A 22813-nucleotide genomic window follows, 5' to 3' on the forward strand; every position below is an offset into this window, starting at 1 on the left:
CTTTAGCGCGGTGGTCCCACCTGACCCCATGCCGAACTCAGAAGTGAAACGCCGTAGCGCCGATGGTAGTGTGGGGTCTCCCCATGTGAGAGTAGGGAACTGCCAGGCATCAATTAAGTAAAGAGGCCATCCGGAAGGATGGCCTTTTTGCGTTTATACGATGCATAAAATTCAGTTCGGCTAAGGCAAATTCGCTATCCGGCAATCAGACCGCACACCACCCCACAATAAACGCCGCAATCTCATCGATATTGTTCAAATCCAAAACCGGCACGTCCAGCGACAACGCAATATCACTGGCCACCGCAATCACATGCTCGTCCAGCGTCAGTTCGGCAATATCATGCCCGGCATCGCGTCTGAACAGCAGGATCTTTGCAACAGCCTCATGCTTAAACCCCTCAACCAGCACCAGATCCAGCGTGGTATGGTCCATCCTGCTCACCAGATAAGCGAGATCCAGCGGCGCTTCGTCAGGGGTTTCCGACATTAACGCCCAACGTTGCTGACTCGCCACCATCGTTTGTGCTGCACCTGCCTTACGCAACTCATAACTGTCTTTCCCCGGTTTATCGACATCCATATTATGGTGCGTGTGCTTAATCAGCCCGGGGCGTAAACCTCTGGCGCACAGGGCAGGTATAAGTTGTTTCAGCAGCGTGGTTTTTCCGGTGCCGCTCCAGGCTGAGATAGCTAAAACAGGCGTCATTTTTTCTCCTGCATTGTCTGTAAATCTTCCAGCGTATTGACGTTCACAAACGCAGATTTCAGATCGCTAAAATCAACGGAATGGCCGCCTGACTGGCGCATAAAGACCATTACCCTGCGTTCGCCTGCCGCCAGATAATCCTGCAACGCTGGGATTAACGTTCTGTGTATCAACGCAATCGTCGGGTGGTCGCGCTCGCCGTCATGCGCCCAGACCACGGGGGAATCACCGCGCTGCTGAACCATCCGCTCAACCAGACACGCGGGAATAAATGGCGTATCGCATGAACAGAAGACAAACCATTCCCCCCGATCCTGCTGCATGACTGAGAGCATTCCAGCCAGCGGCCCGGGATAATCAGCTAGCGTATCCTGATAGACAGGCAGCCCGCTACGCTGATAAATATCGATATGGCGGTTAGCACTCAGTACCCTTGCAGATACCTGGCCCGCAAGCGCATCCGCAACGTGCTGCCATAAGGGTTTTCCATTAAGAAGCTGGAGGCCCTTATCTTTTCCGCCCATACGCGTCGCTCTCCCCCCGGCCAGAACGACCCCAATAATTTCCTGGCTCTGATTCACTAATATCGCCTCTTTTATTGTGGGTTTGACCCTGTTAACGTATCTCTCTAAATGAAAGGAGCACGACCATGAAATGTAAACGTCTGAATGAAGTTATTGAACTCCTTCAGCCAGCCTGGCAAAAAGAGCCGGAGCTGAATCTGATGCAATTTTTACAGAAACTGGCGAAAGAGTCAGGTTTTGACGGTGAACTGGCAGACCTTTCTGACGACATCCTGATCTACCACCTTAAAATGCGTGATTCTGCGAAAGATGCTGTTATTCCTGGTATTCAGAAAGATTATGAGGAAGATTTTAAAACCGCATTGCTGCGCGCACGTGGCGTAATTAAAGAGTAAAAGCTTGTAAGCGGCCCCACCGAAATCGCCACAAGATGATATCCTGAATCATTCGTATAATTTCCGGATGATCGGATGAACGACCAGGCTTTTACTTTCCAGACACTACACCCGGATACCATTATGGATGCCCTCTTTGAGCAGGGAATTCGGGTGGATTCTGGGCTTACTCCGTTAAATAGCTATGAAAACCGCGTTTACCAATTTCAGGACGAAGATCGTCAGCGCTTTGTCGTAAAGTTTTATCGCCCTGAGCGTTGGTCTGCAGAACAAATCCAGGAAGAACATCAGTTCGCCCACGATCTGCTGAATGACGATGTTCCCGTTGCCGCGCCGCTGATGTTCGATAATCAAACGCTGCTCACGCACCAGGGGTTTTACTACGCCGTATTTCCAAGCCTGGGTGGACGGCAGTTTGAAGCCGATAATATCGATCAGATGGAGTGGGTTGCGCGCTACCTTGGCCGCATTCATCAAACGGGACGCAAAACGCCGTTTATTGCACGCCCGACAATCGGTATTCAGGAATACCTTCTTGAACCCCGCCAGGTATTTGCTACCTCAACCCTTATTCCTAAAGCATTAAAAGATGATTTTCTTAATGCGACCGATAAACTGATTGATGCGGTGACAGCCTGCTGGCGGGATGATATTCCCACCTTGCGGCTGCATGGTGATTGCCACGCCGGGAATATCCTCTGGCGCGATGGTCCGCTGTTTGTCGATCTCGATGATGCCCGTATGGGGCCAGCGGTTCAGGATCTGTGGATGCTGCTTAACGGCGATAAAGCCGAGCAGCGAATGCAGCTTGAAACCATCATTGAAGCTTACGAAGAATTCAGCCCGTTCGATTCAGACGAAATTGCCTTGATTGAACCTTTACGTGCGATGCGTTTTGTTTATTATCTCGCATGGTTAATCAGGCGTTGGGATGACCCCGCATTTCCCCGGAATTTCCCATGGCTTACCGGGGAGGATTACTGGCGTAACCAGATATCCACATTTACTGAGCAGGTTAAGGTTTTACAGGAACCCCCTTTGCAATTAACGCCGATGTATTAATAGGACACACCCAGGAGAGAGTTGATCATGAAAAAAATTTGGCTGGCGCTGGCAGGTATGATTCTGGCATTTAGCGCTTCTGCTGCGCAGTTTACCGACGGCAAGCAGTACATCACGCTGGACAAGCCCGTTGCTGGCGAGCCTCAGGTGCTGGAGTTCTTCTCATTCTATTGCCCGCACTGCTATCAGTTCGAGGAAGTTCTTCATGTTTCTGACAACGTGAAGAAAAAGCTGCCGGAAGGCACCAAAATGACTAAATACCACGTTGAGTTCCTTGGCCCACTGGGCAAAGACCTGACTCAGGCGTGGGCGGTTGCGATTGCACTGGGTGTAGAAGATAAAGTTACTGCGCCACTGTTTGAAGCCGTACAGAAAACCCAAACCGTCCAAAACACCGCGGATATTCGCAAAGTATTCGTAGATGCGGGCGTAAAAGGTGAAGATTACGATGCGGCCTGGAACAGCTTTGTCGTGAAATCCCTGGTTGCTCAGCAGGAAAAAGCCGCTGCCGATCTGCAGCTGCAGGGCGTTCCGGCGATGTTTGTTAACGGTAAATACCAGCTGAATATGCAGGGTATGGATACCAGCAGCATGGATATCTTCGTACAGCAGTACGCCGATACCGTGAAATACCTGGTCGAGAAGAAGTAATAAAACAAAACGCCGGTCAATGACCGGCGTTTTTGTATGAATCTTTGATGTTGTCTATCTGCTCGACTTTCTCTTTCCAGAGCGTATTAAGCCACTGCTGGAAACGACGTTTGAAGTTCTTGTCATTCACGTAATCGCCGTGTAGCCCGGTATCAATGGGAACCAGGTCAACGCGAACCACAATGCGCGTCAGTTTCCCGCTGAGCATATCGTAAAACGGCGTCTTGTCATTTTCCGGATAGCAAAGCGTAACGTTAAGTAGCTTGTCGAACTGCTCACCCAGAACGTTAAGCGCCATCGCAATACCGGCAGCCTTCGGTGGCAGCAAATTTCGAAAGGGGGAACGCGTCTGCAAATGCTTCTCGTGGGTAAAACGAGAGCCTTCGACAAAATTCACAATGGTTGTCGGGTGCGCGCGAAACTTCTCGCAGGAGAGACGCGTGGTTTCCACATCCTTGCCGCGCCGCTCAGGGTGACGAATCAAATAGCTGCGTGAATAGCGTTTCATAAACGGCATATCCAGCGCCCAGCAGGCCAGGCCGATAAAAGGCACCCATGCCAGCTGCTGCTTGAGAAAATATTTATTCATGGGAATGTGATTGCGAAACAGCACGCATAAAATCACGATATCCGCCCAGCTGCGATGATTGCAGATAAGCAGGTACCAGTTCTTTTTGTTCAGGCTTTCCAGACCTTGCACATCCCATTTCAAATGCGGATTCAAACGCAGCAGGATCGCCAGCCCTTCGCACCAGCAATACATCATAAAATTGCAAAACGTAGAAACTGCTCGCCAGACCCCAGGCAGGGGGAGCAACAGTTTAATTATTCCGGCGACGATAATGGGCACAGAACAGGCGACAGTAACCAGAATAGTTAAAATGACGCTTATCAGCAGTGTTAATGCAGCGAGTAATCTCGACATGGTGAGCTTTTTCAAATAGTTAGCTTAATTTGGCAGCCGGCTACCCGGTGCTGGGCGCTGATTCTATCAGAAATTAGCCAGATAAATGGTGCTTTCACGCGGCAAGCTTGCCGCTTTTAACGGGCAGGCCCGAATTTCCAAACGCAATTCAGCGAACGGTTCTTATATCCACATAGCCTAAAAAGGCAGCAATAAGACATATTATTTAAGATCGCCGTTTATATTTATGATTTTAAAGATGAAATTTTAAATTGAGTAACGATCGTTGCGCTCGTTTTTAAAATGAATTGAAAGTATTCACAAACTTATCCACAGTTTGATCTTTGCGAGCGATCTCCACGATCGCAAAATCTTTTGCTGTATCAGGCGCTAATAACTGATGTTTTCATCCTTATGTGGCATCCTTTACCCATAAATTGATTAAAGGCACGCACACTATGGTTCAGATCCCAGAAAACCCGCTTATTCTCGTCGACGGCTCTTCATACCTGTATCGGGCGTATCATGCGTTTCCTCCTCTGACCAATAGCGCAGGGGAACCAACCGGCGCGATGTACGGCGTGCTTAACATGCTGCGCAGTTTGATTCTCCAGTATCAGCCAACCCATGCGGCCGTCGTTTTTGATGCGAAAGGCAAAACGTTCCGCGACGAGCTGTTCGAGCATTACAAATCTCATCGCCCGCCAATGCCAGACGATCTGCGTGCGCAGATCGAACCGCTGCATATCATGGTAAAAGCGATGGGCCTTCCGCTACTGGCGGTTTCAGGCGTCGAAGCGGATGACGTGATCGGCACGCTGGCGCGCGAAGCTGAAAAAATGGGCCGCCCCGTTCTGATCAGCACCGGCGATAAAGACATGGCGCAGCTGGTGACGCCGGGGATCACCCTGATTAACACCATGACCAACACCATTCTGGGGCCAGAAGAGGTGGTGGCTAAATATGGTGTGCCGCCAGAGCTGATCATCGACTTCCTCGCTCTGATGGGCGACTCGTCGGATAACATCCCTGGTGTACCGGGTGTTGGTGAAAAAACCGCTCAGGCGCTGCTGCAGGGCCTCGGTGGATTAGACACGCTATACGCTGAGTCTGACAAAATCGCCGGTCTCACCTTCCGTGGCGCAAAAACCATGGCGACGAAACTGCAAGATAACAAAGAGGTTGCCTACCTCTCCTATCAGCTGGCAACCATTAAAACAGACGTGGAGCTGGAACTGACCTGCGAGCAGCTTCATGTTCAGGAGCCTGCTGCTGAAGAGCTGCTCGGCCTGTTTAAGAAATACGAATTCAAGCGCTGGACCGCCGATGTCGAAGCCGGCAAATGGCTTCAGGCTAAAGGGTCTAAACCGGCGGCGAAGGTGAAAGAGACCATTGCGGTGGATGCCGAAGAACCAGAAGACGAAGAGGCCGTCACGCTCTCGTTTGAACACTATGAAACCATTCTCGACGAATCACAGCTGGTTGAATGGATTGAAAAGCTGAAAAAAGCGCCGGTATTTGCCTTTGATACAGAAACCGACAGCCTCGATAACATCTCTGCCAATATGGTAGGTCTCTCCTTTGCCACAGCGCCGGGCGTGGCCGCCTATGTACCTGTCGCGCACGACTACCTTGATGCACCCGATCAGATCCCGCGCGACCGCGTGCTGGAGCTGATGAAGCCTGTTCTGGAAGATGACAAGGCGCTTAAGGTGGGGCAAAACCTGAAATTTGACCGCGGCATTCTGCAAAACTACGGCATTGAGCTGCGCGGGATCGCCTTCGACACCATGCTGGAATCCTACATTCTGGACAGCGTGGCTGGCCGTCATGATATGGATTCACTCTCCGATCGCTGGCTGAAGCACAAAACCATCACCTTTGAAGAGATTGCGGGGAAAGGCAAAAATCAGCTGACCTTTAACCAGATCGCCCTCGAAGAAGCGGGCCGTTACGCGGCGGAAGATGCTGACGTAACGCTGCAGCTGCACTTGAAAATGTGGCCGAAACTGCAGAAGCACGAAGGTCCGCTGAATGTGTTCCAGCATATTGAAATGCCGCTGGTACCGGTGCTGTCTCGCATTGAGCGTAACGGCGTGAAGATCGATCCAACCGTACTGCATAACCACTCTGGCGAGCTGGCGCAGCGCCTGACCGAGCTTGAGCAAAAAGCCCATGAGCTGGCGGGCGAGCCGTTTAACCTCTCGTCACCGAAACAGCTGCAAACGATTCTGTTTGAAAAACAGGGGATCAAGCCGCTGAAGAAAACACCTGGCGGCGCGCCGTCGACCTCTGAAGAGGTGCTTGAGGAGCTGGCGCTGGATTATCCGCTGCCAAAAGTGATCCTTCAGTATCGCGGGCTGGCGAAGCTGAAATCGACCTACACCGACAAGCTGCCGCTGATGATCAACCCGAAAACGGGCCGCGTGCACACCTCTTATCATCAGGCGGTTGCGGCAACCGGGCGTCTCTCATCGACCGATCCGAACCTGCAAAATATCCCGGTGCGCAACGAGGAAGGGCGTCGTATTCGTCAGGCCTTTATTGCGCCGGACGATTATCTGATTGTTTCTGCAGACTACTCGCAAATCGAGCTGCGCATTATGGCGCATCTGTCCCGTGATAAAGGCCTGCTCACCGCCTTCGCGGAAGGTCAGGACATTCACCGGGCAACGGCTGCCGAAGTCTTTGGCCTGCCGCTGGAGAGCGTGACCAACGAACAGCGCCGTAGCGCGAAGGCGATCAACTTCGGTCTGATTTACGGGATGAGCGCCTTTGGTCTTTCTCGTCAGCTCAACATCCCGCGCAAAGAGTCGCAGAAGTATATGGATCTCTACTTCGAGCGCTACCCGGGCGTGCTTGAATATATGGAACGTACGCGCGCGCAGGCGAAAGAGAAGGGCTACGTCGAGACGCTGGACGGCCGCCGTCTCTACCTGCCGGACATCAAATCCAGCAACGCCGCACGCCGCGCGGGTGCTGAACGCGCCGCGATCAACGCCCCAATGCAGGGCACCGCAGCGGATATCATTAAACGCGCGATGATCGCCGTGGATGCCTGGCTGGAAAACGAGAAGCCGCGCGTAAAAATGATTATGCAGGTACACGATGAACTGGTGTTCGAAGTGCACAAAGACGATCTGGAAGCGGTCTCCCGGAAGATTCACGAACTGATGGAAAACAGCATGACGCTGGACGTGCCGTTGCTGGTGGAAGTTGGAAGCGGTGAAAACTGGGATCAGGCTCACTAAGCGTTCACGGAATAACGCGCGTTTTATGTAAGTAAGCAACATAATGACGCGCGTTTTGTGACGATCATTAGAATTACCTATGTAAAGAATGAAAAAAAACTACGAAAAGTGCTTTTTCTACAGATAAAAAAGGGGTAGAGTTAACGACGTAGGGTACAGAGGTAAGATGTTCTATCTTTCAGACCTTTTACTTCACGTAATCGGATTTGGCTGAATATTTTAGCCGCCCCAGTCAGTAATGACTGGGGCGTTTTTTATTGCGGCAAAGAAAATGCCGGGCAAAAAAAAGCGCGGACTGTGCCGCGCCTGAAATTACTCTTCTTCCGCTTCGGTTGCGGGTTCCAGGTCGTTAAACCAGCTGTCGAGCTTCTGACGCAGCTTATCCACGCCCTGTTTTTTCAGCGAAGAGAACGGCTCAACCTGCACGTCGCCGTTGAAAGCCAGCACCGCTTCGCGAACCATATTCACCTGCGCTTTACGCGCGCCGCTTGCCAGCTTATCTGCTTTTGTCAGCAGCACCAGTACGGCAATATCACTCTCTACCGCCCAGGCGATCATTTGCTGATCGAGATCTTTAAGCGGGTGACGAATATCCATCAGCACTACCAGACCTTTCAGGCACAGGCGTTTCTCCAGGTATTCACCCAGCGCGCGCTGCCATTTGATCTTCATCTCTTCCGGGACCTGGGCATAACCGTAGCCCGGCAAGTCGACCAGGCGTTTGCCTTCTGCCACTTCAAACAGGTTAATCAGCTGAGTACGGCCAGGTGTTTTTGAGGTACGGGCCAGGCTCTTCTGATTTGTCAGCGTATTCAGAGCGCTGGATTTCCCCGCATTGGAGCGGCCAGCAAATGCCACCTCAATACCGGTATCGGAAGGCAGGTGGCGGATATCGGGCGCACTGGTGACAAAATGCGTCTGTTGGTAGTTCCAGGTAGTCACGTGGTCGTCTCCAAAATTCGTAATCTGGGGGGATTATACCTGAATGCGGGCAAAAGGCTTTTCCCATCGTAACAAGCCTGTAAGCTAAAACCATGAGGTTTGTAAGAGATCTGCCATCCATACTATGGGAGATTTAAGAGAAATCGCAGAGCCGAAAAAAGGCAATCCATTTAAAATCAGATCGTTAGTAATTAGTAATTATCTGAAAATCCGTTTTTGTACTCTTTTGATGCTTGTTAGTTTAAGTGAACAAGGTAAAGTGTGCGTCAAGGCGAGGACGCCAACAGGATAACGACTTAAGGATAAGGGTCAGGAGCGCCAGGAGGCGAAGACTCAGGATTGTCAGGATGACCAGCGCCTGGAGGCGTTTTAACAGGAAACGGAACCGTATCACGGACGGTATCAGCCAACGGATAAACAGGGTTTGTTGTAGGCAAACACGGAATGTGTAACCCGTTAAGGGTTGTGAGTCAGGAAAAAAGGCGACAGATTGCTCTGTCGCCTTTTTTCTTTGCTTGCTTTCTGCTAGATTTCGCCGCAATTCTATACTGAATAAAACGACGTTAAGATAAAACATCATGAAAAAACCGACATCCGCAGCGGGTGCTAAGCGCCCTGCAAAAGCACGCCGCAAAACGCGCGAAGAACTCAACCTGGAAGCGCGCGATCGCAAACGCGATAAAAAACATCGTGGTCATGCAGCGGGTAGCCGTACAAGCGGTGACGGTGCAGCAGGCGCTTCTGCTAAAAACAAACAGCAGAAAGATCCGCGTATTGGCAGCAAAACGCCCATTCCTCTGGGCGTGACAGACACCCCGGTCATTAAGCAGCACAAACCAAAGAGCGAGAAACCTATGCTTTCACCGCAGGCTGAGCTGGATATGCTGGAGAACGACGAGCGCCTGGACGCGCTGCTGGAACGTCTTGAAGAAGGTGAAACCCTGACCGCAGAAGAGCAGTCCTGGGTGGATGCCAAACTGGACCGCATCGACGAGCTGATGCAGAAGCTTGGTCTGTCTTACGATGATGAAGACGACGAAGAGGAAGAAGAAAAGCAGGAAGACATGATGCGTCTCCTGAAGGGTGGAAACTAACATTTGCACCCGGCAGGTACAGTCGTCCTGCTTATAACCCTTCCGGTTATATGTTATCTGGTGTGGTTATTCGTTAAACTACGGCGGTTGTCGCGGCGACAGACGTGGCTGCGCACCCGAATGATGGCCCGCAATGGGGCCAGAACGGGCCGCCGTATACGAACGCGACACCAACGGAAGGAGTGAGCATGTCTGTACCATCAATCGACTGGGATTTGGCCCTGATCCAGAAATATAACTATTCCGGGCCTCGCTATACCTCATACCCCACGGCGCTGGAGTTTTCCGACGCCTTCGGCGAGGCTGATTTTCAGCAGGCCGTCGCGCGCTACCCCGAGCGTCCGCTGTCGCTCTACGTCCACATTCCGTTCTGCCACAAGCTCTGCTACTTCTGCGGCTGCAATAAAATCGTGACCCGCCAGCAGCATAAGGCCGACCAGTATCTCGATGCGCTTGAGCAGGAAATCCTGCATCGCGCACCGCTGTTTGCTGGCCGTCAGGTTAGCCAGCTGCACTGGGGCGGCGGCACGCCAACCTATCTCAATAAAGCACAAATCAGCCGTTTGATGACGCTGCTGCGCGGCAACTTCAGGTTTAACGACGATGCCGAAATCTCGATCGAAGTCGATCCGCGCGAAATTGAGCTGGATGTGCTGGATCACTTACGCGCAGAAGGTTTCAACCGCCTGAGCATGGGCGTGCAGGACTTCAATAAAGAGGTGCAGCGTCTGGTGAACCGTGAGCAGGACGAAGAATTTATCTTTGCCTTGCTCAACCACGCCCGCGATATCGGCTTTACCTCGACCAATATTGACCTGATCTACGGCCTGCCGAAGCAGACGCCGGAGAGCTTTGCCTTTACGCTCAGGCGCGTGGCCGAACTGAATCCGGATCGCCTGAGCGTGTTTAACTACGCGCATCTCCCGACGCTGTTTGCCGCTCAGCGCAAAATTAAAGATGCCGATCTGCCTTCTGCCCAGCATAAGCTGGATATCCTGCAGGAAACCATCGCGTCGCTGACCGAAGCCGGCTATCAGTTTATCGGTATGGACCACTTTGCCCGTCCGGATGACGAACTGGCGATCGCCCAGCGTGAAGGGGTCTTGCACCGCAATTTCCAGGGTTACACCACCCAGGGCGATACCGATCTGCTCGGGATGGGCGTTTCCGCCATCAGCATGATTGGCGACTGCTACGCGCAAAACCAGAAAGAGCTGAAGCTGTACTATCAGCAGGTGGATGACACCGGCAACGCGCTGTGGCGCGGCATCGCGTTGACGCGCGACGACTGTATTCGTCGGGATGTGATTAAAGCGCTTATCTGCAACTTCCGCCTCGATTTCAGCGAGATTGAAGCGCTGTGGGATCTGCAGTTCAGCGATTACTTTGCGGATGATCTGAAGCTGATTGCGCCGCTGGCAAAAGATGGGCTGGTGGACGTCACGGACAGCGCGATTGTGGTTACGCCAAAAGGGCGTCTGCTGATCCGTAATATCTGCATGTGCTTTGACGCCTATCTGCGGCAAAAGGCGCGTTTACAGCAGTTCTCGCGGGTGATTTAAGCGGCAATGCCGGGTGGCGCTTCGCTTACCCGGCCTACGTTTCGCGCTTTTGTAGGCCGGGTAAGGCGAAGCCGTCACCCGGCTTTTCATTGACAGATCGCTAGCTAAACAGCCCCACCAGCGCTGCACACAGCACGGCAGCAACGGCGGTTTGCGGCGTGTGGCTTTCAGCGGCTCCGCTTGAGAGCAGAGTGATTAATGATTCCAGCATGATGGTCCCCCCAAATTTCCGGGCACGATCATACAAAACTCATCGGAACAGTAAAGCGCAAAATAACGGCAATTTGCGCTCAATTAATAATCTTTACACAGCGGTAAAGATCACTCCATTCCCAGCTCTTTCAGCTTACGCGTCAGGGTATTACGGCCCCATCCCAGCAGGCGTGCCGCCTCCTGTTTATGTCCCTGCGTATGGCGCAGCGCGGTGGTTAACAGTGTGCGCTCCATCTCAGGCTGCGCCTCGGAAAGCAGGTTTTGATGACCGGAACGCAACGCGCGGTCGGCCCACTGTGCCAGAAGTGTCGCCCAGCTGTCCGAAATCGTAGAGCCGGTGTTGCTTTCTGGGGCGGTGGCCTCAAAGAGTTCTGCCGGTAAATCCTGAATCAAGACTTCCTGGCCCGCCGCCATCACCGTAAGCCAGCGGCAGGTATTTTCCAGCTGACGCACGTTACCCGGCCATGCCAGCCGGGTGAGGGCCGCATCGGTCTCCGGATGCAGCAGTTTGGCTTCCACACCGAGTTCACGCGCGGCGACCTGCAGGAAGTGACGCGCCAGGCGGGGAATATCCTCACGACGCTCACGCAGCGGCGGGAGATGAACGCGGATGACGTTCAGGCGATGGAACAAATCCTCGCGGAATTTGCCCTCCTGCACGCGCAGCTCCAGGTTCTGGTGGGTGGCGGCAATAATGCGCACGTCCACTTTTACCGGAGCGTAGCCGCCCACGCGATAAAACTGTCCGTCAGCCAGCACGCGCAGCAGGCGGGTCTGAACATCCAGCGGCATATCGCCGATTTCATCCAGGAACAGTGTTCCCCCGTCGGCCTGTTCGAAACGCCCCTGACGAATGGTATTCGCCCCGGTAAACGCCCCTTTTTCATGGCCGAACAGCTCGGATTCAATCAAATCTTTTGGAATGGCCGCCATGTTCAGGGCGATGAAAGGCGATTTTGCGCGCGGGCTATGGCGATGCAGCGCATGCGCGACCAGCTCTTTACCCGTTCCCGATTCACCGTTAATCAGAACGCTGATGGACGAACGCGACAGGCGGCCAATAATGCGAAACACATCCTGCATGGCAGGCGCTTCACCGATAATATCCGCCGTCGGGCCAAAAACGGGCGCGTTGCGGGGCTGCTGCTGCTCCTGATAGTGGCTGATGGCGCGCTCAACCAGCGCAACCGCTTCGTCAATATCAAACGGCTTAGGCAGATAATCAAATGCCCCTTGCTGGTAGGCGCTGACGGCCGCATCCAGATCGGAGTGCGCCGTCATTATGATGACCGGAAGCATAGGATGGCGCTGCTTGATCTGCTTTAACAGCGCCAGACCGTCCATACCCGGCATGCGAATATCGGAGAGCAGCACGTCCGGCGTTTTTGTGGTCAGGGCATCAAGCACGTCGCTGCCGCTTTCAAACGTCGTACAGGTTAATCCCGCCCCCGTGAGTGCGCGTTCAAGCACCCAACGGATGGAGCTATCGTCATCGACTACCCAGACTATCCCTCGTTGCATAAACGTCACCTTTATTTTTTAATCGGCAGGAAAACCGAAAACTCGGTATGTCCCGGCCAACTGGTAAATTCAATTTTGCCGGAGTGTTGGTCGATCAGATTACGGGCAATGGATAACCCTAAACCGGTGCCGCCCTCGCGGCCGCTGACCATCGGGTAGAACAGGGTGTCCTGCAAATGCGGTGGAATACCCGGCCCGTTATCTTCAACGTCGATACGCGCCGCCAGACGATAGCGTTCGCCGTGAAGCGTCAGCTGGAACGCGGTGCGGGTGCGCAGAATGATTTCGCCGCCCTCCGGGCCTAACGCCTGGAGCGCGTTGCGTACAATGTTCAGCAGAACCTGTTCAATCTGGTCCGGATCGTGCGCCAGTTCCGGCAGGCTTGGGTCGTAATCACGCACCAGCGTGACGTTCTTCGGCAGCTCCATCGAGACCAGCTTCACGACGCGCTCAGCCACTTTGTGGATGCTTTCAGAGATGTGCATGCCAGGCTGTTGCGGCCCGAGCAGGCGGTCAACCAGATTACGCAGGCGGTCTGCCTGCTCAATGATGACGTTGGTGTACTCGGCAAGCTCCGGGTCCGGCAGCGCTTTGGTTAACAGCTGCGCTGCGCCCCGTAATCCGCCCAGCGGGTTTTTGATTTCATGTGCCAGGCCGCGCACCAGATCGCGGGCGGCAATCTGCTGAGCGTGCTGGAGCTGCTCCTGACTCAGGCGTCGTTGGTTATCCATCGGGGCCATTTCCAGCAGGATAAGGCCGTCAGGCAGGCGCTGCGCCGTCAGCGAAAGAATATGCGACCGCCCGTCGATCACCAGCGTCACTTCGTTATCGGTAAACCCCTGGCCCGCCAGCAAGCTTTCCTGCATCAGTGCGATGTTCAGCGAAAAATAGCTCAGCAGTTCAGGAAGCGGGGTACCAAACAGTTTGCGCGCGCTTTGGGCGAGCAGTTGCTGCGCCGCCGGGTTGGCGTAATGCACCGCCAGCTCGTCGTCGACCAGCAAAATACTGTTAATCAAAGAATTGAGGATCTGCCCAGCATCGGGCAGCGTGCCAGTTGCCATTCAGCAGTCTCCTGGAGTTGGCTGCACTAATTTAGTGCAGTATAGCGTTTTAGACGAAAAAAGCGCGTGAGATCAGTTTGTTGGTGGAGAAAAAAGCCCATCCGAAGATGGGCTGAAAGTTTCCACGGCAACTAAAACCTGCGTCTTTCTCGCTAGAGCTGCGTTGGGCTCTTTCGTTCACCCCGATCACTTACTGATGTAAGCTCCCGGGGACTCACTCAATTGCCGCCTTGCTGTAGCAAGAAATCCATTGGTTTTTAAACTCTCACGACACATCGTGCAGAGTTTTCATTCTTCATTAAACGCTGTAGTACAGTTCGAACTCAACCGGGTGCGGCGTCATGCGTACGCGGTCGTTTTCTTCGGTGCGCAGCGCGATATAAGCGTCGATAGCTTCATCGGTGAACACGCCACCTGCGGTCAGGAACTCACGGTCTGCGTCCAGCGCCTGCAGGGCTTCTTCCAGAGAGCCAGCAACCTGTGGGATCTCTTTCGCTTCTTCTGGCGGCAGGTCATACAGGTTTTTGTCCATGGCTTCGCCAGGGTGGATTTTATTCTTGATACCGTCCAGGCCGGCCATCAGCAGCGCGGCGAAGCACAGGTACGGGTTAGCCGCTGGATCCGGGAAGCGCACTTCGATACGACGCGCTTTCGGAGACGCAACAACCGGGATACGGATAGACGCAGAACGGTTACGGGCAGAGTAGGCCAGCATGACCGGCGCTTCGTAGCCTGGGACCAGACGCTTGTAGGAGTTCGTGGTTGGGTTCGCCAGGGCGTTGATGGCTTTAGCGTGTTTGATCACACCGCCAATGTAGTGCAGCGCCTGCTCGGACAGACCGGCATACTTGTCGCCAGAGAACAGGTTGGTACCGTTCTTGGACAGAGACATGTGGCAGTGCATACCGGAACCGTTATCGCCAAACATCGGTTTTGGCATGAAGGTCGCGGTTTTACCGAAACGGTGCGCTACGTTGTGAACAACGTATTTGTAGATCTGAATCTCGTCCGCTTTTTTGGTCATGGTGTTGAAGCGGGTCGCGATTTCGTTCTGGCCAGCGGTCGCCACTTCGTGGTGATGCGCTTCAACGACCAGGCCCATCTCTTCCATGATCAGACACATGGTAGAGCGGATGTCCTGTGAAGAATCGACCGGAGGAACCGGGAAGTAACCGCCTTTCACGCCAGGACGGTGACCTTTGTTACCACCTTCGTATTTGGTGGAAGAGTTCCATGCGCCTTCGATGTCATCGATAGCCACGTGGGAACCCGAAATGGTCGCGCCGAAACGAATGTCGTCAAACAGGAAGAACTCTGGCTCTGGCCCAAACAGAACGGTGTCTGCAATACCGGTAGAACGCAGGTACTCTTCAGCACGTTTCGCGATGGAACGCGGGTCGCGGTCATAGCCCTGCAGCGTGCCTGGCTCAAGGATATCGCAACGGATGATCAGCGTAGACTCTTCGAAGAACGGGTCAATGAGCGCAGTCGTGGCATCTGGCATCAGAACCATGTCGGATTCGTTAATACCTTTCCAGCCACCAATGGAGGAGCCGTCAAACATTTTGCCTTCTTCAAAGAATTCGGCGTTTACCTGATGAGCAGGAATTGTGACGTGCTGTTCTTTACCTTTGGTATCGGTGAAGCGCAGATCAACAAACTTCACTTCATGTTCGTTCAGCATCGTCAAAACGTGTTCAGCGGACATACTTAACTCTCCAGATTGGTCATTGTCGTCGTGGTAACGAGGTCTTCAAATTCTGCTTTGGCCTGGCTGCGAGCCATTTTTTTGGCGTATTTTTGTAAAGCGAAATCTGTGCCAACTTTTAAAACACCCCCAAAAGGCGTTATCATGCGCACCATAGTGCAAAAGACCTGCACTACAATGGATTTGTTGCACCAGTATAGTGCTTCAATGTGAACATTGAGCACCATATTGGTGCAATTTACGTTAAAGTGCCCTGTTACCGCTCCGTGAAAGCGATCACAAAGCATCTCTGCAATACTTGTTTGCGGGGGATGTTTGTGATCCTGTTTTGTAGTGCGATTAATCCGTGTACAATAACGCGCTATTTCTAAATGCCTGAGGCAAAGTTGTGATCGAAAAATTGCGTAACATCGCCATCATCGCGCACGTTGACCATGGTAAAACTACCCTGGTTGATAAGCTGCTGCAGCAGTCCGGTACGTTTGATGCTCGTGCCGAAACTCAAGAGCGTGTGATGGACTCCAACGATTTGGAGAAAGAGCGTGGGATTACCATCCTCGCCAAAAACACCGCCATCAAATGGAATGACTACCGTATCAACATCGTTGATACCCCAGGCCACGCCGACTTCGGTGGTGAAGTTGAACGTGTAATGTCCATGGTAGACTCCGTTCTGCTGGTCGTTGACGCAATGGATGGCCCAATGCCGCAGACGCGCTTTGTGACCAAAAAGGCGTTTGCCCATGGTCTGAAGCCAATCGTCGTTATCAACAAAGTTGACCGTCCGGGCGCGCGTCCTGACTGGGTTGTAGACCAGGTATTCGACCTGTTCGTTAACCTCGACGCGACCGACGAGCAGCTCGACTTCCCTATCGTTTACGCGTCTGCGCTGAACGGTATCGCAGGTCTGGACCACGAAGATATGGCGGAAGACATGACCCCGCTGTATCAGACGATTGTTGACCGTGTTCCTGCACCAAACGTTGATCTCGACGGCACCCTGCAGATGCAGATCTCTCAGCTCGACTACAACAACTACGTTGGTGTAATCGGCATTGGTCGTATCAAGCGCGGTAAAGTTAAGCCTAACCAGCAGGTCACTATCATCGATAGCGAAGGCAAAACCCGTAACGGTAAAGTGGGCAAAGTGCTGACTCACCTGGGTCTTGAGCGTATCGATAGCGACATCGCTGAAGCGGGCGACATCATTGCCATCACCGGTCTGGGTGAGCTGAACATCTCCGACACGATCTGCGATCCGCAGAATGTTGAAGCGCTGCCAGCCCTGTCCGTTGATGAACCAACCGTATCCATGTTCTTCAACGTCAACACCTCTCCGTTCTGTGGTAAAGAAGGTAAGTTCGTTACCTCTCGTCAGATCCTTGACCGCCTGAACAAAGAGCTGGTGCACAACGTTGCGCTGCGCGTTGAAGAAACCCCAGATGCGGACGCTTTCCGCGTTTCCGGTCGTGGTGAGCTGCACCTGTCAGTTCTGATCGAAAACATGCGTCGTGAAGGTTTCGAGATGGCGGTTTCCCGTCCGAAAGTTATCTTCCGCGAAATCGATGGCCGTAAACAAGAGCCGTTCGAGAACGTAACGCTGGACGTTGAAGAGCAGCATCAGGGTTCTGTCATGCAGGCTCTGGGTGAGCGTAAAGGCGACCTGAAAAACATGAATCCAGATGGCAAAGGCCGCGTACGTCTCGACTACGTGATCCCAAGCCGTGGCCTGATCGGCTTCCGTTCTGAGTTCATGACCATGACCTCTGGTACCGGTCTGCTGTACTCCACCTTCAGCCACTACGACGACGTTCGTCCAGGCGAAGTTGGTCAGCGTAACAACGGCGTTCTGATCTCCAACGGTCAGGGTAAAGCGGTTGCGTTCGCCCTGTTCAGCCTGCAGGACCGCGGTAAGCTGTTCCTGGGTCACGGTGCAGAAGTTTACGAAGGCCAGATCATCGGTATTCACAGTCGTTCTAACGACCTGACTGTAAACTGCCTGACCGGTAAGAAACTGACCAACATGCGTGCGTCCGGTACTGACGAAGCGACGGTTCTGGTTCCACCGATCAAGATGACGCTGGAGCAAGCTCTGGAATTCATCGATGACGACGAACTGGTAGAAGTGACTCCACTGTCTATCCGTATCCGTAAACGTCACCTGACCGAGAACGATCGTAAACGTGCTATGCGCGGTGCGAAAGAAGAGTAATACGGTCTTCCGTAGGCCGGGTTAAGCGTACGCGCCACCCGGCAAGTAAAAAGCCGCTGATCCCTCAGCGGCTTTTTTATGGCTAAACGCTGGTGGCGGAAACCCGCTTTTCCGGACCGTACGCGGCCATAACTTCCGCTGTTTTTTTCCGTTTGCCGATCTCCTCGATAATAAACGCGAAGCGCGCTTCGTTGAGTTTATAGAAGAGTCCCATGGTCACGGCGGCGATAATCGCCAGGCCGCACGGCCAGAGGAAAATTAGCTGGCGCAAGCCGAGCAGCGTACTGGCGCTCTGCACGGCATGAGGAATATACCCAATCTGCGTCAGCATTATGCCCGGCAGGAATCCGGCGAGGGCGGCGGAGATTTTGCGCGAGAAGGTATAGCCGGTATACACCGACCCTTCGGCGCGAATGCCCGTTTTCCATTCGCCGTAATCTACCGTATCCGGCACCAGCGCCCAGTTCAGGCTGTTCACAAACGCCGTGCCGAAAAAGGCCATACAGGAAAAGAGCACGAACAGCAGCGAGCTGGTCCCCCAGAAGAAGTTCAGCACATCGCCTATCGCCCACAGCGCCAGCCCACCCAGATAGACCGGCTTCTTGCCAAAACGCTTCACCGCACCGGGCACCAGAAACACGCCAATCAGAATGCAGCCCATGCTGAAAAAACCCATCCACGACAGCAAATGCAGATCGTTGAGCACGTACTGGGTGTAATAGACCTGAATCGCCAGCTTGATGTTAAACGCCGCCAGGGTGCAGAGGTTCGCGATGCACAGCACCAGCAGCGGTGGGTTGCGGAAGATAGCGCAGAATGACTTCAGGATGCCGGGCTTATGGTGATCGGGCGAGATTTCGACATACCGCTCTTTTACGCCGCTGTAGCACCACCACATGCAGAATAAGCCGCCGGTGACAAACACCAGCGCGGCCACCAGATAGCCGAGGGAGGGCTGGCTGACGAACAGCGCCTGAATGGGCATAAAGCCGACGGTGCAGAGTAACAGCCCCACCGTCGCGCCGCCCTGACGCCAGGCCGCAAGCTGCGCCCGCTCATTCGGGTTTTTGGTGATAGCCGGCACCATCGCACCGTAAGAGCAGTTCATCAGGCTATAGCACAGGCCGAACATCATAAAGAGCACGGTGGCGAGGGCCGTTTTCACCGTCAGGCTAAAATCGTTGGCCATAAACTGCGCCGTGGCAACCAGCGCCACCGGTACGGAGGCATACAGAATGAATGGCCGGAACTTTCCCCTCGCGCCGATATGACGCCGGGAGTCCAGCAGCACCCCGGTCAGCATGTCGGTAAAGGCGGTAAAAAACTTCGCAACCAGAAAAATAATGCCGCCGTAAAAGGCGGGCATACCCAGCTCGTCGGTATAAAACTTCAGCAGATACAGCGTGCCGATACAGAGCATCAGGTTCGAGCCAAAATCGCCCATCCCATAGGCGCACTTCTCGCGCAGGCTCAGCTTCAGGGTTAACGGATCAGGAGTGTGTGTCATGGTCGATCCTCAACGCGCCCCGCAGGGCGCGCGCTCAAGTCATTCAGGCTGTACGTTTGCGCAGTTCAATTTCTTCCACGATGCGCACATACATCTTCTCGTTGAGGTTGTAGAAGCAGCCCATCGCCACGATGGTGATGACCGCCAGCAGGCTCGGGTAGATAAATATCAGCTGCCGTAGCCCTTCAACCGTTCCGTCAGACTGCACCACGTTGGGCACATAGCCGATTTGCGTCAGCATAATCCCCGGGAAAAAGCCCGCCAGCGCCTGGGAAACCTTACGGAAGAAGGTAAACCCGGTATAGACCGTCCCTTCGGAGCGTACGCCGGTGCGCCACTCGCCGTACTCCACGGTATCGGACACCAGCGCCCAGTTCAGGCTGTTCACAAACGCGGAGCCGAAGAACGCCAGGCATGAGAACGCCACAAAGCTCACCGAGCCGCCGCCGAAGAAGTAGTTGAGCAGATCGCCGGCCACCCAAATCATCAGCCCGCTGATGTAGACCTTTTTCTTACCGAAGCGACGCACCGCGCCGGGCATCATAAACACGCCGATAAAAATACAGCCCATGCTGAAAAAGCCCATGTACGACAGCAGGATCGGGTCGTTCAAAACGTACTGCGTGTAGTAGACCTGGATGGCGAGTTTGACGTTAAAGGCCCCCAGCGTGCAGAGGTTTGCAATGCAGAGGATAAACAGCGGGCGGTTGCCGGCGATGGCGCGAAACGACTGCAGCAGGCCCGGTTTTTGAGCGGGGTTAGCGGGCTGCGCCTCGACGTAGCGCTCGGTCACGCCCTTATAGCACCACCACATAAAGAACAGCCCGAACAGCGAGAACAGGGTGGCGGCAAAGATATAGCCCAGCTGATCATTGCCTTCAATCAGGTTCATCACCGGGACAAAGCCGACGGTACACAGCAGCAGGCCCAGCGTCGCGCCACCCTGACGCCAGGCCGCCAGCGCGGCGCGCTCGTCCGGGTTTTTGGTAATGGCGGGCACCATAGCGCCGTAAGAGCAGTTCATCATGCTGAAGAACAGGCCGTACAGCATGAACAGCACCGTCGCCATCACCGTTTTGCCGGTCATCTCAAACGGTGTGCCGACGAAGTTTGCAATCGCCAGCAGCGTGACCGGAAACGCCGCATACAGCACGAACGGGCGGAATTTGCCCTTCGGCCCAATCTTGCGCCGGGAATCAAGCATGATCCCGGTACCCATATCGGTAAAGGCGGTAAAGAACTTGGCGATCAGGAAGATAATGCCGCCGTAGGTGCCCGGCAGGCCCAGCACGTCGGTGTAAAATTTCAGCAGGTACAGCGTGCCGATATCCAGCAGGATGTTAGAGCCGAGATCGCCCATCCCGTAGGCGAGTTTTTCTTTAAACGGCAGGCGTAGGGTTGCCGGATCAGAAGTATGTTGACTCATTATTGTTCTCCGTCTGCCCGCAGGTCTCCCTGCGGGCGAGCCTTATCAGATATGACGTAAGGTGCTAAACAGATCTGCCCATTCGCTTTGCTGGCGATAGAACACCGGCGGTTTGCCGAGCGGGGCTTCAACGGTCACGTCACCGCCCTGACAGGTTTCTCCCGTCCAGGCATTCACCCAGGTGTCCTGTGGCAGGTACAGGGGCCAGTCGGTGCGGCCCTCTTCGTGAACGGGTGCCACCAGCAGATCGCGGCCAAACAGGTATTGATACTTCAGCGTGTAGGCGCGCGCGTCGTCTTCGTAGTGCAGGAACAGCGGGCGCATCACCGGCAGGCCCGTTTTAGCGTTCTGCGCAACCGCGGCTTTGATATACGGCTTGAGCGTGGTGAAGACCCTGGTCATCCGCGCGAAGTGGGCGATGGTTTCGGCATCGGCGTCGAACTGCCAGTTATCGCCAGGGCGGTTGCCTTCGTGGGTACGCATCATCGGCGTGAAGGCGCTGAAATCGCACCAGCGCAGCAGCAGCTCTTTGCTGCGCTTCATCCCGAACAGCGTGGTATAACCGCCGATATCGCTGTGGTGCAGGCCGTGGCCGGTCATCGCCAGCGAGAGCGCCGCGGGAACAACCGAGGCCAGGCCGTCGTCGAGGCTCCAGTCGACGTTTTGATCGCCAGCCCACATCATCACCGAGTGCTTCTGGCTGCCGGTATAGCCCGCGCGCATAAAGAACAGGATCTCACCGAGTTTGCCGGTCTCCTCCAGCGCCTCGTAGTTACATTTCGCCCACAGTGCAGGCCAGGCGTTATGCATAATTTCCGCGCTTACGCCGTTATGCAGGAAGGTGTCGGTCGGCAGATACTCGCCGAAATCGGCCATCCAGCCGCCGCAGCCCAGTTCGATCAGGTTCTTTTTGATGACCTCTTTGTACCAGTCATAGGCTTCGGGGTTGGTCAGGTCGATAACGCCCGCGTAAAACTCGCCGAATTCGACGTGATAATCCTTACCCTCGGCGTTTTTGGTCAGATAGCCGCGTTTCGCTGCTTCTTCGCACAGGTCGCGATCGCTGGCGACGTACGGGTTGATGTAGGAGAGGAACTGCACGCCCTCCTGCTTCCATTGCGGAATGCGGGTATCCAGCTGCGGATAAAGCTCGCTGTTCCACTTCCAGTTCCACATCACGCGTTTGCCGAAGGAGGTCATGCGAATGCCGGACCAGTCCTGCGCCCAGATACCGTTCACCTTCACGCCGCCGTTACGCATGGCATCGAGCTTCTGCTGACACACGTCGGTGCCGCCCTGAATGCCGAGCGTCACGCCATCATAAACCCAGTCCGGCAGTTCCGGCTGACGGCCCAGCAGGGCGGTGAGTTTTTCCAGCAGATCGACGTAGGTTTCTGCACATTCGAAGCGCAGCGTGGCGTTATCTTCCCAGAAGGCCAGCTCATGGTAGCCCGGCGCGCTGAAGTCGAAATTCATGTAGCAGCTGTTATCGACGTGGCAGTAGTACTTTTGGGTGCTCACAAAGGTGGGCTGCGGGAAGAAGGTCCAGTAGTAGTCGCCGCCGGCGTTCTCTTTACAGTCGGCCTGCCAGGTCACGTAAGTTTGCTTGTTACGGCCCACGCCCTGCTCGCTGGTCCACAGCGGGAACGGCTTGCCGCGCAGGTCAAAGTAGGAGAACTGCTCCCCGCAGCCGTAGATATGATCCTCCGGCTGCGCTGCCAGCCGCAGCCAGATGCGGTTATGGCTGGTGGCGTCGTTTTGCAGCTTGAGTTCCAGGCGACCTTCTGCATCCACACCGATCCGCAGCGTGGCGCTCACCGCGTCGCCGCGGGTGAAGCGGATCGCCCAGCCCGCGTCTTGCTGCGTAACCGTAGCCTCGGTCAGCGCGATCTTCTCATTGAGATTATCTTTGATGCTGAAGTTGCCGCGAAACATCTCAATGTCCGCCTCACCCGCACCGATCCACAGGCAGGGCGCATCGGCGGAGTGGGACACAATCAGGCGATCCTGCCAGCGCAGGGTGAAACCTGTTTCAGTATTCTTTAAATCAATATCATGTAGGGTACGCATA

The 22813-nt window shown here is 54.3% G+C and carries 19 protein-coding genes and 1 rRNA gene; 9 read left to right on the plus strand and 11 right to left on the minus strand.

The window, feature by feature from the left end; genetic code table 11:
* A 5S ribosomal RNA gene (gene rrf / locus FFS28_RS19310) occupies window positions 1-108 on the plus strand; the annotation flags it as partial.
* Between the two features lie 97 nt (window positions 109-205).
* On the opposite strand, the gene mobB is transcribed toward rrf, so the two are convergent.
* Together mobB and mobA are read right to left on the minus strand one after the other, a co-directional pair.
* Window positions 206-709 (minus strand): molybdopterin-guanine dinucleotide biosynthesis protein MobB, encoded by a 504-nt coding sequence (gene mobB / locus FFS28_RS19315; RefSeq protein WP_137903736.1) that lies wholly within the window; start codon window positions 707-709, stop codon window positions 206-208.
* Complete coding sequence (gene mobA, locus FFS28_RS19320; RefSeq protein WP_137903737.1) at window positions 706-1290, minus strand: molybdenum cofactor guanylyltransferase MobA; 585 nt, start codon at window positions 1288-1290, stop codon at window positions 706-708. Before mobA ends, mobB begins: the two co-directional genes overlap by 4 nt.
* Before the next feature lie 68 nt (window positions 1291-1358).
* Here mobA and FFS28_RS19325 point away from each other — a divergent pair, with 68 nt between their 5' ends.
* The 3 genes from FFS28_RS19325 to dsbA all read left to right on the plus strand — a co-directional run bounded on the left by FFS28_RS19325 (window position 1359) and on the right by dsbA (window position 3341).
* Complete coding sequence (locus FFS28_RS19325; protein WP_003861904.1) at window positions 1359-1628, plus strand: YihD family protein; 270 nt, start codon at window positions 1359-1361, stop codon at window positions 1626-1628.
* Between the two features lie 75 nt (window positions 1629-1703).
* Window positions 1704-2690 (plus strand): serine/threonine protein kinase, encoded by a 987-nt coding sequence (locus FFS28_RS19330; RefSeq protein ID WP_137903738.1) that lies wholly within the window; start codon window positions 1704-1706, stop codon window positions 2688-2690.
* 27 nt (window positions 2691-2717) lie between these two features.
* Window positions 2718-3341: a thiol:disulfide interchange protein DsbA gene (gene dsbA, locus FFS28_RS19335; RefSeq protein WP_006179098.1), complete on the plus strand. Its 624-nt coding sequence runs from the start codon at window positions 2718-2720 to the stop codon at window positions 3339-3341.
* Window positions 3342-3357: 16 nt separating this feature from the next.
* Here dsbA and yihG read toward each other — a convergent pair whose 3' ends face one another.
* Window positions 3358-4266, minus strand: coding sequence for a 1-acylglycerol-3-phosphate O-acyltransferase, YihG family (gene yihG, locus FFS28_RS19340; protein WP_137903739.1), 909 nt, complete (start codon window positions 4264-4266; stop codon window positions 3358-3360).
* A gap of 437 nt (window positions 4267-4703) precedes the next feature.
* Here yihG and polA point away from each other — a divergent pair, with 437 nt between their 5' ends.
* Both polA and spfP read left to right on the plus strand, forming a co-directional pair.
* A complete protein-coding gene (gene polA, locus FFS28_RS19345) occupies window positions 4704-7496 on the plus strand; it encodes a DNA polymerase I (protein WP_137903740.1) in 2793 nt (930 codons plus the stop codon).
* Window positions 7497-7662: 166 nt separating this feature from the next.
* Window positions 7663-7710 carry a small protein SpfP gene (gene spfP, locus FFS28_RS21990; protein ID WP_071892919.1) on the plus strand — a complete coding sequence of 16 codons (48 nt, stop codon included), beginning with the start codon at window positions 7663-7665 and terminating at the stop codon, window positions 7708-7710.
* Window positions 7711-7808: 98 nt separating this feature from the next.
* Here the strand turns inward: spfP and yihA are convergent, their stop codons facing one another.
* Entirely contained in the window at window positions 7809-8438 is a 630-nt protein-coding gene (yihA, locus tag FFS28_RS19350; RefSeq protein WP_006179101.1) for a ribosome biogenesis GTP-binding protein YihA/YsxC, read from the minus strand.
* Between the two features lie 578 nt (window positions 8439-9016).
* On the opposite strand from yihA, the gene yihI reads away from it, so the two are divergent.
* Window positions 9017-9532: a Der GTPase-activating protein YihI gene (gene yihI, locus FFS28_RS19360; RefSeq protein WP_137903741.1), complete on the plus strand. Its 516-nt coding sequence runs from the start codon at window positions 9017-9019 to the stop codon at window positions 9530-9532.
* Between the two features lie 188 nt (window positions 9533-9720).
* Window positions 9721-11094 carry an oxygen-independent coproporphyrinogen III oxidase gene (gene hemN / locus FFS28_RS19370; protein ID WP_137903742.1) on the plus strand — a complete coding sequence of 458 codons (1374 nt, stop codon included), beginning with the start codon at window positions 9721-9723 and terminating at the stop codon, window positions 11092-11094.
* 100 nt (window positions 11095-11194) lie between these two features.
* Here hemN and FFS28_RS19375 read toward each other — a convergent pair whose 3' ends face one another.
* From FFS28_RS19375 to glnA, 4 genes are all read right to left on the minus strand, one after another.
* Window positions 11195-11305, minus strand: coding sequence for a YshB family small membrane protein (locus FFS28_RS19375; RefSeq protein WP_137903743.1), 111 nt, complete (start codon window positions 11303-11305; stop codon window positions 11195-11197).
* Between the two features lie 110 nt (window positions 11306-11415).
* Complete coding sequence (gene glnG, locus FFS28_RS19380; protein WP_006179104.1) at window positions 11416-12828, minus strand: nitrogen regulation protein NR(I); 1413 nt, start codon at window positions 12826-12828, stop codon at window positions 11416-11418.
* An 11-nt stretch (window positions 12829-12839) separates the two neighbouring features.
* Window positions 12840-13889: a nitrogen regulation protein NR(II) gene (glnL, locus tag FFS28_RS19385; RefSeq protein WP_088209358.1), complete on the minus strand. Its 1050-nt coding sequence runs from the start codon at window positions 13887-13889 to the stop codon at window positions 12840-12842.
* Window positions 13890-14187: 298 nt separating this feature from the next.
* Entirely contained in the window at window positions 14188-15597 is a 1410-nt protein-coding gene (gene glnA / locus FFS28_RS19390) for a glutamate--ammonia ligase (RefSeq protein WP_137903744.1), read from the minus strand.
* Between the two features lie 388 nt (window positions 15598-15985).
* Between glnA and typA the strand changes: the two genes are divergently transcribed.
* Complete coding sequence (typA, locus tag FFS28_RS19395; protein ID WP_006179110.1) at window positions 15986-17809, plus strand: ribosome-dependent GTPase TypA; 1824 nt, start codon at window positions 15986-15988, stop codon at window positions 17807-17809.
* Between the two features lie 82 nt (window positions 17810-17891).
* On the opposite strand, the gene FFS28_RS19400 is transcribed toward typA, so the two are convergent.
* Genes FFS28_RS19400 through FFS28_RS19410 form a run of 3 tightly spaced genes read right to left on the minus strand, consistent with a single transcriptional unit; the run spans window position 17892 to window position 22812 of the window.
* Entirely contained in the window at window positions 17892-19316 is a 1425-nt protein-coding gene (locus tag FFS28_RS19400; protein ID WP_101738524.1) for an MFS transporter, read from the minus strand.
* 43 nt (window positions 19317-19359) lie between these two features.
* Window positions 19360-20742: an MFS transporter gene (locus FFS28_RS19405; RefSeq protein WP_006179112.1), complete on the minus strand. Its 1383-nt coding sequence runs from the start codon at window positions 20740-20742 to the stop codon at window positions 19360-19362.
* 45 nt (window positions 20743-20787) lie between these two features.
* The gene (locus FFS28_RS19410) at window positions 20788-22812 is read right to left on the minus strand and encodes an alpha-glucosidase (protein ID WP_137903745.1); all 2025 of its coding nucleotides are present in this window, start codon (window positions 22810-22812) and stop codon (window positions 20788-20790) included.
* Window position 22813: the final 1 nt, after the last annotated feature.

It is taken from the genome of Enterobacter sp. 2VL, assembly GCF_005503595.1.
GTDB lineage: Bacteria > Pseudomonadota > Gammaproteobacteria > Enterobacterales > Enterobacteriaceae > Enterobacter > Enterobacter cancerogenus.